The organism is Loigolactobacillus backii (assembly GCF_003946275.1).
GTDB classification, from domain to species: domain Bacteria; phylum Bacillota; class Bacilli; order Lactobacillales; family Lactobacillaceae; genus Loigolactobacillus; species Loigolactobacillus backii.
The window spans coordinates 1-16,732 of sequence record NZ_RHNQ01000027.1; the positions used below are offsets into that span (position 1 = coordinate 1).

A 16,732-nucleotide genomic window follows, 5' to 3' on the forward strand; every position below is an offset into this window, starting at 1 on the left:
CTTTTTTATTTTTCTGATTTTCAAAACAGACAAAAAACCGGTATTAGTTATTCACCAATACCAGAAAGTGTAGACCCTTATTTGTTTGATCATTGCACTAGAACGTGCGCCAAAAGTCTGGATTTAGCTGTAGTTACGCAGTAAACCCAAAACCGACTTTTGTCCCACTTTCTTTATCCGAAGTAGGTCATTCACTAATACCGGGCCAGTTTAATTTATGGGATAATTGAATACCTAAGGAGTTGTGAATTGTGAAAAAGGGAATTTTATTAGTTAACTTGGGAACACCCACTGCACCAGAAGCGAAGCCAGTCCGTGTTTATTTAAGTCGCTTCTTAGCCGATCAGCGGGTCATTGATACACCACGTTTTTTATGGTGGCCGATTTTACATGGTATTATTTTGCGTTTTCGACCGCGACATTCGGCGGCGCTTTATAAAAAAATTTGGTCGGCGGAGGGATCACCATTATTACTATACACGCAGCAGCAAACACAGCAATTACAAGAATTACTGCCTAACTATGTTGTTCGTTTTGCTATGTGTTATAGTGCACCATCCGTACCCACAGCGCTCAGTGAACTAGCTAATCAGGGCGTTGATGAGTTAACGGTTATTCCGCTATACCCGCAATATTCAGGGACGACAACTGGTTCGGTTTTTGATCAGGTAATGACTTATTTTCAAAATAGTTCCAATATTCCGCAGTTATATTTTCAACAAAGTTTTTTCCATGAACCACTCTATATAGCAGCCTTGGCCAATCAAATCAAACTAGAATTAAAAAATCAGTCGTATGATCAACTGATTTTCTCTTATCACGGTATTCCGCAAAAATATGCTGATAACGGGGATCCATACCCCCAACAATGCACTGAAACAACGCAGCAAATTATGCAATTGGTCGGCGATCAGCCATACCAGCAAAGCTATCAATCTAAATTTGGTCCTAGTCAGTGGCTATTACCGGCAACGGATCAGACGTTAAAAAATTTGGCCAGTAATGGCTGTAAAAGTGTTTTAGTTATTACACCAAGTTTCGTAGCGGACTGTTTGGAGACACTACAAGAGATTAACCGCGAAAACCGGCAGTACTTTATGGAAAGTGGTGGGCAACGCTTTACCTATTTACACCCACTTAACGGTAGTACAGACTTTACCGCGATATTGGCAAAGCTTGCAGTGAATAATGAACGTGTTCAGCAGACTCATTAATTAGTGACTTAAACCCAACTCGCTCAAGTAATTTTTGAGCGGGTTTATTTTTTTTCGTTGTAATTGCGGTTAATTCAGTTAATTTAAGTTCTTCAAAACTAAATTGAACGATGTGCTGTAAAACTTCCGTCATGACGCCTTGCCGTTGAAATTGAGCTAATAGTTCATAGTGGACACTGGCCGATGTGGTTGTTTCACTAAAGGGTCCTAATTCAAAAGTACCTAGAAAAGTATTACTTTTGCGATCTTGAATTGCCCAGATCAACATTTCATTGCGCATAACGCGGCCCATTGCAGAATTAACGTAACGGGCCGTGTCCATAATTGTCGAGTCAGGTTGACGATCCGCTGCCTGAGCAATGGATTTGTCGTGACGCAATGCGAAAATCTCTTTGATGTTACTCCCAGTCAACCAGTCAAGCGTGTAGTGCGCGGTCATAATTGGGTGGTACTTTTCAAATATTGTCATTGGTTATTCAGCTCTTTCTTCAGGTAGTCTAATTGTGTTTATGCTACCGCAGATTATAGTGTAAATAAACATTTAGATATTTATTGGAAGGTCGAGACCGACCTCGGCCGCATCAACAATTGTTTCGGCAAGCGTTGGGTGAGCGTGAATTGTGTTAGCAACGTCATCTAAGGTCAGTTCGTTTTCAATCACTGTAGTGAGCTCGGCAATTAATTCACTGGCGTTGGGACCAACAATTTGCGCGCCAATAATTTGGTTAGTTTTATCGTCAAAAATAAGTCGTAAAAAGCCTGTGGTGACATTTAACGTTAAGGCCCGGCCATTAGCGCCAAATGGGAATTGTGCGGTTGCGGCGTGATAGCCAGCCTCGATAGCCGCTTTTTTCGATAAACCAGTAACGGCCATTTCAGGATCGCTATAAACAATTTCAGGTAGTGCCTTGTAGTTAACGTGAGTTTCCTTACCGGCCAAAATGGCCCCCAAAACACGAGCCTGATTTGTTGCCCGGTGTTCTAGCATAATTCCCGGCGTAACATCACCAATTGCAAAAATGTGTTCGCGGTTAGTTTGGCACTGGTCATTAATTATAATTTTGTTTTGTTTAGTTAGGTTAAGCCCTAGGTTTTCTAAACCAAGATCTTCAGTATTGGGCAAACGACCAACAGTGACTAGTAAATAGTCGCCATTAATTATTTGTTGCTCCCCATTCTTTTCATAAGTGACTGTGACCGCTGTTTTTGTGTTTTCGACCTTTTTAATTGGTGCCTCAGTAATTATTTCCACGCCTTTACGTTGCAGGTTAGCCGTAACTACTTTAACAAGACTTTCGTCAAATTTAGATAAGAGTCGCTTGGAGTGTTGAATAATTGTGACCTTAGCGCCTAGATCTGCATAGGCCGAGGCTAGCTCGGTACCGATGTAGCCACCACCGTCAACCAATAAATGTTCTGGAATCTTAGGCAAACTAAGCGCGCTCGTTGAATCAATAACGCGCTTTTCAAACGGAAAATCTGCTAATGGTCGCGGTCGCGAGCCTGTTGCAATTACAGCGCGCTTAAAAGCTAGAATAGTCGTTTTAGTTCCACTAACTAAGCGTAAATGATGCAAATCAAGAAAATCTGCGTTACCATAACGTAAATCAACCTGATGTTCTTTAATTAAATCCTGAACGCCACCGACTAATTTATCAACAATACTTTGTTTCCACTGTTGGGTTTTAGTGTAGTCCAGATTCTTTTTACCACCCTGCGTCATACCTAATTGCTCATCACTAGCCATAGCGGCAAAACGATGACCAGCGTTAATTAAAGCCTTTGAGGGAATACAGCCAATGTTTAGGCAAGTTCCGCCAACTTTATTTTTTTCAATGAGGGTTACTTGTTCACCTAACTCACTGGCGCGGATTGCTGCCGTATAACCACCAGGGCCAGCCCCGATAATAACGGTGTCGATATTCTCGGCTTCAGGATAGTCTTTTTCTTTGGCCGGTTGTTTGCTGAAGAGATTACGAAAATTAATTTGGTTATCAATATCCGTCTTTTTAATCATTTTTGCGGTGTTACCTAACACAATTTTACTAAGATCAACATTATTATGAAGTGCATAACAGCGTAACGCTGGTGTTATGTTAACGCCGGCTAGAGTTTTTGCCTCTGCCTTTGCGGCGTCATCCCGGGCCTTTTGCGCTAATTGCGTTTGTTTCTTTAAGTTAGCAGCCAGGTTTTGACCAGGTTCCTCGTCAATTTCAAATAGAACATCAGTGTAACTGAAGGGTTCACCTTCCTGGATATTTATTTTTTTTACTGTACCGGCTAAGGGTGCCTTTAGATCGAGGACCAATTTGTGGCCCTCTAATTCCAACATGTCCTGATTAAAATCTAGATGCTCGCCGGCCTTAATTCGCCAAGCGATAACAGTACCATCAACGGATTTAGTATAAAGATCGGCCAAACGTAATGAACGCATAAAAAGCACTCCTTTTTTTAATAAAATGTAAAGGCTATCATTGATAATTTGATATAAATTGTGTACAATATAATTATACGATAACTAAAGGGGGAATTCAATTTTGAACAAACTTTACACAACAGTTATGACGAACGAAGGTGGCCGTGAAGGTCAAGTATGGTCCAATGACAAGAAATTAGACTTAAAGATTACGGCCCCAGGCGAAGGTAAGGAAGGTACGAACCCAGAACAGCTCTTTGCTGCAGGCTATGCTTCTTGTTTTAATAGTGCACTGAGTGTCGCTTTAGAACAAGGCAACGTTTCCGGTAAGAGCACAATTCGTGCTGAAGTTTCATTATTCCAAGGTGATGGCCCTGATTTTAAGATTGCAGTTAAATTAATCGGCCACATTGATGGTTTAGACAAAGAAGAGGCAGCAAAGTATATGCAAATTGCCCACCAAATTTGTCCTTATTCAAAGGCAACTAGTGGTAATGTTGACGTTGAATTAGTAACTGAATAATTTTAGCTTGGCGTGTATCGAAGTTTTGGTAACATAACTTTGGTGCACGCTTTTTGCTTGATTAAAATTCTGACGTGTAGTATGGCAGATTAGCATTTGATTATTTTCGACTATCCTATTAAGAAAACTTGCTCTTTTTAAATAATTAAGTGTGCACCTTAGCAAGTGACTCGTCAGTTATTATTCAGGCAGCTTTTTAGACGAGAGGCTTGCTTTTTTCTTTGATTTGAAATACGGAGATCGGTTAAATCACATAAAATCGTCAGTTTGTTTGACGTCAGAAATGTATTAATTGCTGGTTTCATCACTAATGTTAAGCAATTTTGTGAGTTTAGTAGCGTATCCTTGATTTCAAGATTGAGTGTCCAGATAAAAAATAGTAAGGAGGCTAGGACAAAAGCCCTAGCCTCCTTACTATTTCCGATCGCTACTCTAGAATATGTGCCAAAAGTCTGGTTTCTATTCTTTTTCATGCTTACGTTTTTGATCAAATATACCTAGTATGCCTGTCAATAACATAACACCGATTGTAGCCAAAAGTGTTCTCTCACCTGTAGCCTCACCAGTTTGTGGTAATTTACTAAGTACCGAACCAGCAACGGTTGTGTTTGTTTTCTTAGTTGATTTTTCCTTAGTCAAAGTAGTATTACCAGTTTGTTTTTTGGCCAAATTAATTGTGCTGGTAGTATTGTTATTAGTTGTTTTGCTCATGTTGTTAGCAGGAGTGTTATTGTCAGTGGCTGTACCAGTGGTGTTGTGAGTATTGTTGCTAGTAACCGTACCAGCACTGCCAGTAGTTTTATTACCAGTAACCGTGCCACCGTTATTAGCAGGGGTATTATTGCTGGTAGTTGTGCCAGTACCAACATTATTACCGGTCGTGTTATTACCAGTAGTTGTGTCAGTGTTACCGCCAGTATTGTTGTCACCAGTAGTTTTTGCTGGTGTGACGGTTAAGATTCCATTTTGTAAAGTAACAGTGTAGTTACTGTTCGTTGCGTTATTTGCTGTTAACGTCAAGGTAACAGTATTACTACCAACATTAGTTCGACTGTTGCCAGTAACGCTATAGGCCAATGTGTCACCATTAAGCAGACCAGTTGGTGTGATGGTTAAACTATGCGCCTGGCCATCGTAAACGTAACTGGCCGAGTCTGCCGTTAAAGTAGCCTTCGCTGGTATGATAGTAAGTAGTCCACTTTGGACATCAGCGGCTGTGAAGTCGTAGTTTGGATTGGCATTTTGTAGTTTAGTTATGCCAGCCGTACTTAATTTGACGGTGTAACTACCCACATTTTGACTTGTAATGCCACTTAAATCAAAGTCACTTGCAGTCAACTGGGGTACGACAAAGCTCTTATCGGCACTTGGTGCTAAAACAGTGTAGGTTGTTGGATCGGTACTGGCAGTACCATCGTAAACTTTAGTTGCGCCTTGAACTACCAAGCTAGTGGCCAACTGTGGATTATCACTAGGTTTAGTCGGATTAACTGGCGCACTTGGATCATTTGGGTTGGCCGGTGTAGTTAAGGCTAACGGTGTGACGGTTAAAGTCCCATTCTGTAAAGTAACAGTGTAGTTACTATTGGTCGTGTTATTTTCGGCCAACGTCAAAGTAACAGCATTACTACCAGCGTTGGTTCGACTATTGCCCGTAACACTATAAGTCAAGGTATCGCCATTGAGCAGGCCATTCGGTGTGATGGTTAGGCTATGCGCCTGCCCATCATAAACGTAACTGGCTGAGTCTGCCGTTAAACTAGCCTTTGCGGGCGTAATGGTAAATAGCCCACTTTGGACATCAGCGGCTGTGAAGTCGTAGTTTGAATTGGCGTTTTGTAGTTTAGTTATGCCAGCCGCACTTAATTTAACGGAGTAACTGCCAACATTCTGGCTTGTAATACCACTTAAATCAAAGTCACTCGCAGTCAACTTGGGTACGACAAAGTCCTTATCCGCACTTGGTGCTAAAACAGTGTAGGTTGTTGGATCGGTATTGGCAGTACCATCGTAAACCTTGGTCGCACCTTGAACCACTAAGCTAGTGGTCAACTGTGGATTATCACTAGGATTAGTCGGATTAATCGGTGCACTTGGATCATTTGGGTTGGCCGGTGTAGTTAAGGTTAACGGTGTGACGGTTAAAGTCCCATTCTGTAAAGTAACAGTGTAGTTACTATTGGTCGTGTTATTTTCGGCCAACGTCAAAGTAACAGCATTACTACCAGCGTTGGTTCGACTATTGCCCGTAACACTATAAGTTAATGTATCGCCATTGAGCAGGCCATTCGGTGTGATGGTCAGGCTATGCGCCTGACCATCGTAAACGTAACTGGCCGAGTCCGCCGTTAAACTAGCCTTCGCTGGCGTAATAGTGTCTGTTGCCGCATTACTTTCCAATGCCGTTGCATTTTGTAAATTCAGTGTTGGTTCAGCGGCAGCAAGGTGCTTCAATCCTTGTGCAGTTAAGGCCAATGTATAGGTACCCACTGTAATTGGGGTTACTTTAGATTGTCCTGGTTGTGTGAAGACATAGTCGCCAGTCTGCAACTGATAGGTTGTAGTAGTCCCATCTGCGGCGGTTAATGTCAAAACTGGTGCGGTGGTGAAAACTGGCGTATTAGCGTAAACTTTTGTGTTATTTGGAACATTACCAGTTGCGTTTAATTGATAGTAGAAATTAACGACCCCATTAGGAGCGAAGGTACCCTTTTGTGTAGCGGCACCGACTAAAGTATAGTTGGCAATATCGGCAGCAGTAGCCGTATAGGCTGTGCTGTAGTTACCAGTCAAAGTTGTACTGGCAGCTAATTTAGTTGTAGTGCCAACTAAATAATAGTTAACCGGTAAATTTTCTGTTGCCAAGGCAAGTTGGGCACCAATCGTGTTTGTCGCTGTAATTTTGTTGCCTGTACTATCGGTTGCTACTGTGTTGGTCTGGGTTAAGTCAATTTCACCTACATCGGCTGGTGTTGCATCAGTGGCTACTTGCATTGGCGCATATAACTCAATCATATCTTTGGCACCAAGATTAGTCGTCGTTATAATAAATGAACGTACTTGTGACCAATTTTTAATTGAACTAGCAGGAAGGTAGCCGGCACTATCAATATTATCCGTCGTACTGTCACCATAACCAGTACTATAAAGAACCGTCTCGCCACTGGCAGGTGTGGTTACGGGACCAGTTAATTCAAGCCCGTAGGCATCACCGTTTGCAGTGCTAGGTAAGGCGACATATTCTGCGGCAGTGGCCAAGGCATTATCCGTTCCGTTATATAAAGTAAAACGGTAATCACCAGTGGTTGAGCCACCTAAAGTAAAGGTAGCCGATGTATTGGTTGGATCAGCGGTATCGTATACGCTATAGGGAGTATCTGTAGTATTTTTTAATCCATCTTGAGTTACTAATTCAGATGGTGCACTGATTAACCAAGTAAAGTCATTATTGTCCATGTATAACTGATTGTTTTCAACGGTCCAATCACTACCAACCACTTGTGAGTCAGCATTACCGGCCACGTTGATCGCATAGTCATGACCGTTGTACGTATATTGGATTAAATTCATCTTTGAGGTGATGAAGAATGTGCCACCATCATTATCACTGCTAACTGTGATCTTATCGCCAGGTAGCTCATCCGCGTTAACAACAAAATTTGCTTTTAAATTACCATTGATTACTGGTGAAATGCCTGTACCAGTCCAATTAAGTTCGATTACCTGCCGTCCATCGGCAGTATCCGCCAATTGTGTTACTTTGGCGGCCTGTAAATCAGCGGTACTCATAGTAAGTGCTTTGGATAAATCGCCATTACCAGCGAAAGAAGTACCTGCCGGGGCCACAATGTAGACAATTGGTTCAAACGGTAAAGTCTCATTTTCTGGGCCTTCGTACGTGTCAGCGACATTAGTGACCGAATTATAGAGAGCCGTAATTGTATCACCAGTATTTATGACACTATCATTATTCTGCGCCGTATAGGTATTTACATTACTAATTGCAGAAACTGGAACATCGGTGGCTGTAACTGTACCCTTAGCCGTAGCTCCTGAGGTCAGATCCTTTTCATTGATCACTAACTTGGTGCCAGAAGTAACTGCCGTGCCATTTTGATAATTTTGAATTACATAGCCATAATAATGGAAATTTTGAGTGCCATCGTTGCTGCTAACATAGGTCCCAGTATAGCCAATACCCGGTGCTAGATTAGTCTTGACTTCAAAACTAGCCACACCTTGATTGGCTGCAAAGTCGGGTTTAAATAGCTCACCTAAACCAATTGTTTTTGTTTCTGGAGTGCCATCCCAAGCAATTGCAGTAATGGTAAAGGTTGTCCCAGCAGGATAGCTGTCTGAGTTGTTGCCAGTAGTTGGTGTGCGCATACTTGTAACGTACAGGCCGTTTGGCACCGTCACTAATGTATCGTTGGTGACGGTGTGATTACTTAGATTCTTAAAATTGGTCATGAAAAGCAGGTTGTTGTCCTTACCAGTTTGCTCTTTATCGTGGTTAGCATAAGCAGTTTGACCTAATAACAGAGAATTACTTTCGTTAGAGTTTAAGATACTAAAATATGAACTATACGTTGGTTCAGTTAAGTTGTCAGTCAAAGGTGTCGTAGCCGTCACGGTTAGTGGTGTGCCTAGAAAAGTGCCAGTAACACTAGGTGTGCTGGCCGCCTCGATATCACCATCAGTAGGGGTACCAGTAACGTATGAGCCTAAAATTTTAACGAAGATATCACTTTTCAATGTCGTAGCCGGATAAGTTACAATCACATCACTCCCAACGCCATCCTGCGTGAAGGTTGCCTTATTGTCTGTATCAGAAAGTCCGTTAGTTGTTAACAAGGTTGAATTAGCCGCATCTAACTGGAAGCCAGCTGGTACTGGAATTGTTACGACAATGTTGGCTAGCTGGGTTCGATAGCTGTCATTAGATTCACCTCCGTTAATGTTGTAAGTGCCGGCGGAAAAGCGAATCTGATAGCCATATTCTTCACCAGTAGTTACGGTTGGTGTATCAGAAGTAGTTGGTTGTACTCGCGTAATTTCTTGAGTTGTTGTATAGGCCGTTGGATTAGTAAACGTAATTGGAATGGTAGCTAATGTTGTTGCGCCGCTGACTAGATTTAGGCTGGCCTGTGATTGGTCAGCAATTTGGAGGTAATCATTTGCGGCTTCAACGAAAACGTTAAGGCCAAAACTACCAGACGAATCAGTGGCGGTAAAAGTTAGTGTTTCTGGATTGGTTTTACTAGTAGCACTACCAGATGGCGTTACTGTAAATAGATTATGATCATAACCGACGACGTGTAGGCCATAGGGTAGGACAAGCTGGAAGGAATCACCGGCTGCTACGTGACCAGAGATAACAATGTGCGCCTCACCACTAGCTGTATCACTAGTTAGTAAGTTAATTGCCGCGCTGGTACTGCTGCCATTGAGCGTAATTCCGACGGCACTAGTGCTGGCCAGATTAGTTGTTGGTGCGGTTGCGGAAGTAGCATTCAGCGTAACGGCCACTGGTGAAGTGGAAAGCAAGGTTTCTAATCGCTGTAATTCTTCCTCAGAAACGCCGCTATTTAAATTAACGACTAACTGATTATCACTGGTTGTGACGTTGACGCCGGCTGGCAATTTATTTTGAATTGTTGTTGCGTAAGTGGCAGCGGCATTAACGTTAGCCGTTATTTTGCTATCAATGTTAGTTGCTGCGGTTGAAGTATTTGCTGCAGTTTTTTGTGGATTTGTAGTGGCACTAGCTGAAGGATTAGTGCTAATTTTATTTGGTGTGTTAGTTGCGGCCGTGCTAGTGGTGGCGGGCACTGAATCAGTTGTTGCAGTTGAAGCAGTGTCTGTGCTAGCCGAACTGGCCGTTGTTGAAGTATTACTACTGGCACTAACTGTGGTGCTAGCAGTACTAGTTGTCGTTGTATTACCATTTGCTGCGGTGCTTGTCGAGGAAATATCGTTGGAAGCCGTTGCGGTCGCTGTGCTGCTAACCGCTGTTGACTTATTGGTTGTGTTACTAGTTGCTGCAGTGGTACTGGTAGCTGCACTACTGGCCTGACTCGCAGTAGCGGCTGAACTTGCAGTGGTACTAGCGGCACTTGCGGTACTGGTCTTAGCCAGCGAATTAGCATTGGAATTTGCTGTACTTGCACTAGTTGCCGTGGATTTAGCAACAGGCAAAACTGTACTTGCTGGTTGCAATGTTGCCGTAGCGTTACTCGTTGTGACCGCCGTTGCAGCATCAGTCGTAGCCGCGTTAACCTGATCGACTGCTAAAAATGATCCTAAAGCAACTACAGAAATGCCGGCAACTAACCAGCGTTTCCCCGCCTTGTACATTTTGTAATGTTGTTTAGTGTCTAATTGACTAAATTTATTATTCAATAAAAATCCCTCCAAATATTAATCTACCCAAATTCCAACTTAATGAGATGTTATTCATTACGGGTCGTTTATATAGTGGACGGAAAACTTGAAATAAGCGGCTTAAATTTACTTGCTTCCGCAGCAATAAAGCACATTAGAAGCTTTCATTAAAATAAACTCATCAAATTAGCATATGAATCTAATCACAACTTACTTATACTAAATTAATAAAATCGTGTCAAGCCGGCTTTGCGGGCACTATAATTAAGTATTAACGTTAAATACTTTAATATTATTCAACCTGAATAATTAGCAGCACCTGTAAGCAGTATAAACTCTTACTTATAATTTATATATTATGTTATATTAACGATAATTAAATAAATAAAAAAGTCAAATATCAAAGAAATTTTATTAAAAATAGATATTTTTTATGTCAATTTTTAACCGCTATTTCACTATGTCATTTAATTTTTGCCGTCATTTGCAGGTTAAAATATAATCAAGATTGGGGTCCACATGATTTATTTAATGACTTTTATCAAAATTAAGGTGACTTTATAGTTCACTTGGGTGTGATTTCGAAAATGCTATGTTGTTTGAATGTAAGTAGCTATCTTTTGTAGAAAAGGGCGATTCTATGTATTACGTTTTAATGAAATCTCACGATATTCGCCAAAATTTGGCAACTGAGCAGTATTTAATGAATCAGAAAAACTTTACTGAGCCACTGGTGCTTTTTTATAGTGAAGGGCCATCAATTATTGTTGGACGCAATCAAAATACGTTGGCGGAGATCAACCAGAAATATGTTGCGGAACAGAAAATTGTGGTGACGCGGCGGCTGTCAGGTGGTGGGGCTGTTTACCATGACCTAGGGAATCTTTGTTTTAGTTTTGTGGTCGATGCTGCCGACGAAAAATTTGGTGATTTTAAAACTTTTACGCAACCAATTGTAACGGCCTTGCAAAAAATGGGGGTGCAAGATATTGAGGTTTCTGGGCGAAATGATATTTTAGTTGCTGGGAAAAAATTCTCTGGTAGTGCAATGTACACTAAAAATGGCAAAATATTTTCCCACGGAACTTTAATGTTAAACGTTGACCTAAATGTGGTCACGCACGCGTTGAATGTACCGGCCGATAAAATTGCGTCAAAGGGCATCAAGTCAATTCGTAGTCGGGTCACTAATTTACGTCCTTATTTAGCGCCAGAATTTCAAGATTTAACCACTGAGGAATTTCGCGATAAACTGTTACTTCAATTGTTTGCCGCGCCAAACTTGGCTGCAATAAAGGAAAAAGAATATCAAATTACGGCCGCAGATCAAAAACAAATTAACCAAATTTATACAAGTACTTATAATAATTGGAATTGGATTTATGGTAAATCACCGGACTTTACGTTGCAAAAAAGACAACATTTTACAATGGGCACAATTGATGCACGCTTGTTAATTCAACAGGGTAGGATTAATGAAGTGACTTTCTACGGTGATTTCTTTGGTTCAGAAGATGTTAAAGCTGTTGCGACCGTTTTAAACGGTGTTATTTATGATCGCCAACATATTAGTCAGGTCCTTGCCAAGCTAGATTTAGCAAACTACTTCAAAGGAATTAAACCAGCGGCGATTATTGATTTATTAGCGCAATAGGGCTTTTTTAACTGGTGTTATGTGGTATATTGAAACCTAAAGTTAAACGGATACGATCGCTTTTTATAGGAGGTTCATCTTGACTGAATTTTATTTTATTCGCCACGGCCAAACGCTTGCTAATACGCAAGGTGTGAAGCAGGGCACCACAAATACACCGGCGACTTATTTGAACAAAACGGGGAAGGCCCAAGTAACGAGGCTGCACGAACATTTTGATATTAGTTTTGCCGATCGTTTGCTTAGTAGCCCGTTAGAACGGACTAAGCAAACCGCAGCAATTTTAAACGCTACAGCCAAATTACCGGTGAGTTATGATGAACGCTTGACGGAAATTTCCTACGGTGAATGGGATGGCCTGCCGAATGCCACTTTACAAAAACAGTTTCCAGCAGCCTTTTCTTTGGCCACCGGAGATGTTTTACCTAGTTATGCCGTTCTTGCCAATGGTGAGACGTTTGCGGCGGTTGAGCAGCGGACGGCGGACTTTATGGCGGAAATGGCGACGCGTTATCCAACGCAACGCCTTATTATTGTTACGCATGGATTTACCGTTCGCAGTTTTGCCTACAATGCTGTTCAGGCCAGCGATCCACTGGCAATCCTTGAACCGGACAATGCTAGTGTGACCAAAATAACTGGTGACGCAAAAACGAAACAATTAGCGTTAATTTACTATAACCGTCTTTTTTAACGTGATTTGAATTGGAACTGGCGTGCGCCAAAACCGACTTTTGTCCCACTCCCGTGTTTGTACATTAGTACTGATAATTACTTACGGCATAATTTTTAGCAACAATAGAAATTATGCTTTTTAATTACGCCGATATTTTTACCGGATGGGGATAATTTTTAAGTAACGATTCTAGAGTGAGCAACAATGGCCACTTCATTTCGGTGAGTGGTATAATGGCTTGTCAGGTTAACATTATCCGGGTATGCTACTTAATGAACGTGGCGTACTGACTGTTGTAGTTATCTAAAAAAGGTTGGGGTTTGTAATGATGGAGACTAAGAAAAATAGTGTCATTGAGAGCGTAATGGCATTAATTAATGACGCGGCAACAATTAAGACTATTATTCTAGCGGCAATTGAAGATGCAAAGAAAAGTCAGTTTACCGCTGCCACAACAAAATTAGAAGAAGCCGATAAAAAATTAATAGCGGCCCATGAAATCCAAACGCATTTGTTATCCCAAGAAGCAGCCGGCCAGAAAGTTCAAGTGACCTTACTACTAGTGCACGCGCAGGATCATATTATGAGTGTGTCAACTTATCGAGAGTTAGCAAGTGAAATTATTGACTTATACCGGCGTTTAGCTGAGACCAAGTAAAATTATAGTAAACGACATTAATAGTCGTTAGTGTGAGATAAATTTATTTATTTTCTCACCTGACGATTGGAAATGTCGTTTTTTTGTTGCTCAAATTCAGAAAATATAGGAAGTGTTTAGGCCTTGAGTGTTAGTTCAATTAACAATTGGGAAGCATTTCTTATTTGGAACGCCTGAATTTTGCTACTGGCCAGGATAGTGTTTGTGAGTCCAAGCAGCGGTGTTTTTCTAAATATATTTAGGCCGAATTAGGCACAAGAATGATAGTAAAGCTGCTTTTCAAATATATTATCGCGTAAGAAGCCTAATAAAAGGCGCTTTATGGGAAGTGGGCCGCTCCAATCAGTTCTAATTGTGAAATAAGATTGAAGAAAAAAGGTAAATTCTGTATAAGTTATGGATCACATAAGATTATGGTGATATATTGAATTCATCGACAAAAACAAGTTACTAAGTTTAAAAATACACAAAGAAATTTTAGGAGGAGTAAATTTATGATTACATTATTCTACAGCTCAAACTGCACATCATCACGGAAGGCCTTAAAATGGCTGGAACAACAACAAATTCCCTTTGTTAAGCGTTACATCAAGAAGGCACCGCCAACAGTCAACGAAATTAAACAAATCATGCAATACGTTGATAACGGGATTGATGATATCCTAGCGACACGTTATAAAGGGTATCCGGCCTTTGCGCGTGAGATGGGAGAAATGACAACTAGTCAAATTTTTCAACGACTTCATGAAGAACCTGAATTACTCAGACGACCAATTATATTAAGTGAACGAAAAGTTAATATTGGCTACAATTCAGACGCAATTCGTACATTTATCCCGCGGGAACGTCATCATTTTGATCGAATGGTTGCACTGTTGAATAGTGGAATGTAAGAGAGTGCTTGAAAAGCGGTTAGATTATGGAGTATAGCCTACTACTCCGCAATGCAGAAGGAATATTAGAAAAAAACACTAATATTCTTTGATGCTACGAACGTTGTCCATTCTTGTGGCGAAAACCTTGCCGCAAGAAACATGGCAGCTAGGCGAAAAGAGACGCGCAGCTGATCGTTCGACTGGCGTAGCTATACGCAATAATCTGCTTTTCCAAGCACGTTTACACTAAATTAGTCAGGTAAATACTAGTAATGGCATTTACCAAACACGGACTAGGATGAACCAAAGTCCGAGTCGCGGCCAAGTACACTAATAATCTTGATGCTACGAACGATGGCCATTCTTGTGGCAAAGGCTAAGGAGCACAGTTATAAAGTCCATAACTGCTCGCGACTCAGTTCGTCTCGGTCATCGCAATAATCTGCTTTTTCAAGCACGTTTACACTAAATTAGTCAAAAAAAACACTAATAAAAGCAGTCGCCAAATATTTACCTGTTGTAAGATTGCTAAATATTTCACTAAATTGGCCGAATGGCTTGACCAAAGCAGTCTCTTTTTCTAGAATTGAAATGTAAGTGATTTCTTGAAAGGGGAAAATAACGTGTATTTAGCAAATAATGAGCGCTACACACAATTACCTTCTCGTCGTGTAGGGCGGACTGGTTTACAATTACCAATTATTACTTTAGGGCTTTGGCATCACTACAGTAGTACAGACCCAATTGCGGATCGTAAAAAAGTATTACTGAAGGCTTTTGATTCAGGTGTTTTCAGTTTTGATGTTGCTGACCATTACGGTGCACCAGATTTTGGTTCCGCGGAAGAATTGCTCGGCAGTATTTTGCAATCTGATTTAAAACCTTACCGGCATGAATTAGTTATCGCAACTAAAGTGGGCTACAAGATGTTTGCTGGTCCATATGGTGAGATGTTGTCTCGTAAGGCAATTTTGCAGGGTATTGATGCCAGCTTACAGCGTTTAGGAACAGATTACGTTGATATCTATTACGCACACCGAGTTGATCCTGAAACTGACATGCAAGAAACTGCACAGGCTCTTGATCAAGTTGTCCGCGAAGGCAAGGCACTTTACATTGGAATCTCTAACTATGATCCAAAACAAACTGCGACGATGGTTAAGTTATTCAAGGATATGGGTACGCCGTTTACGGTTAACCAGGCTTCTTACAATTTGTTTAACCGGACAGTCGAAACTAGTGGTTTGTTAACGGAGCTTGAGAAAGACGGTGCCGGTCTGGTAGCTTACGGGCCATTATCAGAAGGCTTACTTAGTCAGCGTTATCTAAATGGTATTCCTAATGATTTTGCGATTCATCCAACTAATAAGGCAACTTTGGCCCAAGGAAAAGATGTTGTCGTTAAAAAGCTGAACGCACTAAACAATTTGGCTAAAAATCGTGACCAAACCTTGTCCCAGATGGCTTTAGCTTGGTTACTACGGCACAAGACAGTGACGAGTGTTATTATTGGCACAACCAGTGAAGAGCATTTGGCCGCTAATCTGGCTGCTGCAAAACATCTAGATTTTTCGGCAGATGAACTAGCAGAAATTGAACGAATTTTACGGGCTTAACTGTTTTAGACAAAAAAATCGGTACGACGAAATTTTTATTTTCGCCGTACCGATTTTTTAGTTAATATTCAGAACCTAAACGTTTTTTGAGACACCTGCTAATTAATTTCGATTTTGTGTTCGCTGTTTTGATCACTAGATTTTGGTAAGTTAATCTTTAAAACACCACCATCGTAGTTAGCAGTGATCTTTTTTTGATCAATATTTGGTAAGCGGTATTGGCGACTGGATTGACCATATTGACGTTCGCTGCGAATAATAGCACCGTCTTTGTCAGTGTCGTCCTTGCCATGTTCTAATTTGCCACTTACGGTTAAGACGTCATGATCATAATTAATATTGATATTCTCTTTCTTTAGGCCAGGTAAATCAATTGTGACTGTGTAGGCCTTTGGAGTTTCAGCGATATCTGTTTTCATAGCGTTGGCCGCTTCGCTTGGAAATGAAAGTGCGTTGCCAAAGAAGTTATGCGCCAAACGATCGAAGAAACGATCTGCACCTGTATCCATTAAATCATACTGACGATCCATCATATCATTTGCCATAAAAAAGACTCCCCTTTTCAAAATTTGATTATGCGGAGGCTGAAACAAATGGCCTAGCTTCTGATTGTTCTCGAACATTACTCTAGAACGTAAACCCAAAACCGACTTTTGTCCCACGCCGCCTACTGTTAAGCTGTTGTTTTCCTTATCAGCTTACAAATTCTATTATAG

Annotated in this window: 11 protein-coding genes; 7 read left to right on the forward strand and 4 right to left on the reverse strand. The window is 41.0% G+C overall.

The features are described from left to right. Window positions 1-251: 251 nt before the first annotated feature. Complete coding sequence (gene hemH / locus EKM61_RS06305) at window positions 252-1,214, forward strand: ferrochelatase (protein ID WP_068279506.1); 963 nt, start codon at window positions 252-254, stop codon at window positions 1,212-1,214. Here hemH and EKM61_RS06310 read toward each other — a convergent pair. After that, on the reverse strand, window positions 1,156-1,683 hold the full coding sequence (locus EKM61_RS06310; protein ID WP_068225974.1) for a GNAT family N-acetyltransferase: 528 nt from the start codon (window positions 1,681-1,683) through the stop codon (window positions 1,156-1,158). The genes hemH and EKM61_RS06310 overlap by 59 nt on opposite strands. A gap of 72 nt (window positions 1,684-1,755) precedes the next feature. Then, the gene (lpdA, locus tag EKM61_RS06315) at window positions 1,756-3,648 is read right to left on the reverse strand and encodes a dihydrolipoyl dehydrogenase (RefSeq protein ID WP_082918555.1); all 1,893 of its coding nucleotides are present in this window, start codon (window positions 3,646-3,648) and stop codon (window positions 1,756-1,758) included. Between the two features lie 103 nt (window positions 3,649-3,751). Here lpdA and EKM61_RS06320 point away from each other — a divergent pair, with 103 nt between their 5' ends. Then, complete coding sequence (locus EKM61_RS06320; protein ID WP_068225975.1) at window positions 3,752-4,153, forward strand: organic hydroperoxide resistance protein; 402 nt, start codon at window positions 3,752-3,754, stop codon at window positions 4,151-4,153. Window positions 4,154-4,612: 459 nt separating this feature from the next. Here the strand turns inward: EKM61_RS06320 and EKM61_RS06325 are convergent, their stop codons facing one another. After that, entirely contained in the window at window positions 4,613-10,555 is a 5,943-nt protein-coding gene (locus tag EKM61_RS06325) for an MBG domain-containing protein (protein WP_125636175.1), read from the reverse strand. 622 nt (window positions 10,556-11,177) lie between these two features. Between EKM61_RS06325 and EKM61_RS06330 the strand changes: the two genes are divergently transcribed. The 5 genes from EKM61_RS06330 (at window position 11,178) to EKM61_RS06350 (ending at window position 16,016) form a co-directional block, all read left to right on the forward strand. Beyond that, window positions 11,178-12,191 carry a lipoate--protein ligase gene (locus EKM61_RS06330; protein ID WP_068225977.1) on the forward strand — a complete coding sequence of 338 codons (1,014 nt, stop codon included), beginning with the start codon at window positions 11,178-11,180 and terminating at the stop codon, window positions 12,189-12,191. A gap of 79 nt (window positions 12,192-12,270) precedes the next feature. Beyond that, window positions 12,271-12,885 (forward strand): histidine phosphatase family protein, encoded by a 615-nt coding sequence (locus EKM61_RS06335; protein ID WP_068225978.1) that lies wholly within the window; start codon window positions 12,271-12,273, stop codon window positions 12,883-12,885. Window positions 12,886-13,192: 307 nt separating this feature from the next. Beyond that, a complete protein-coding gene (locus EKM61_RS06340; RefSeq protein ID WP_068225979.1) occupies window positions 13,193-13,525 on the forward strand; it encodes a PTS lactose/cellobiose transporter subunit IIA in 333 nt (110 codons plus the stop codon). A 494-nt stretch (window positions 13,526-14,019) separates the two neighbouring features. Then, on the forward strand, window positions 14,020-14,418 hold the full coding sequence (locus EKM61_RS06345) for a Spx/MgsR family RNA polymerase-binding regulatory protein (protein ID WP_068377183.1): 399 nt from the start codon (window positions 14,020-14,022) through the stop codon (window positions 14,416-14,418). Window positions 14,419-15,023: 605 nt separating this feature from the next. After that, a complete protein-coding gene (locus tag EKM61_RS06350; RefSeq protein WP_068225981.1) occupies window positions 15,024-16,016 on the forward strand; it encodes an aldo/keto reductase in 993 nt (330 codons plus the stop codon). A 98-nt stretch (window positions 16,017-16,114) separates the two neighbouring features. On the opposite strand, the gene EKM61_RS06355 is transcribed toward EKM61_RS06350, so the two are convergent. After that, window positions 16,115-16,561 carry an Hsp20/alpha crystallin family protein gene (locus EKM61_RS06355; protein ID WP_068225982.1) on the reverse strand — a complete coding sequence of 149 codons (447 nt, stop codon included), beginning with the start codon at window positions 16,559-16,561 and terminating at the stop codon, window positions 16,115-16,117. Between the last annotated feature and the right edge of the window lie 171 nt (window positions 16,562-16,732).

What these genes read in the sequence shown, in the direction of transcription:
- EKM61_RS06310 (WP_068225974.1), bottom strand. Translation starts at nt 1,683, where the DNA reads ATGACAATATTTGAAAAGTACCACCCAATTATGACCGCGCACTACACG.
- lpdA (WP_082918555.1), bottom strand. Translation starts at nt 3,648, where the DNA reads ATGCGTTCATTACGTTTGGCCGATCTTTATACTAAATCCGTTGATGGT.
- EKM61_RS06330 (WP_068225977.1), top strand. Translation starts at nt 11,178, where the DNA reads ATGTATTACGTTTTAATGAAATCTCACGATATTCGCCAAAATTTGGCA.
- EKM61_RS06340 (WP_068225979.1), top strand. Translation starts at nt 13,193, where the DNA reads ATGATGGAGACTAAGAAAAATAGTGTCATTGAGAGCGTAATGGCATTA.
- EKM61_RS06345 (WP_068377183.1), top strand. Translation starts at nt 14,020, where the DNA reads ATGATTACATTATTCTACAGCTCAAACTGCACATCATCACGGAAGGCC.
- EKM61_RS06355 (WP_068225982.1), bottom strand. Translation starts at nt 16,561, where the DNA reads ATGGCAAATGATATGATGGATCGTCAGTATGATTTAATGGATACAGGT.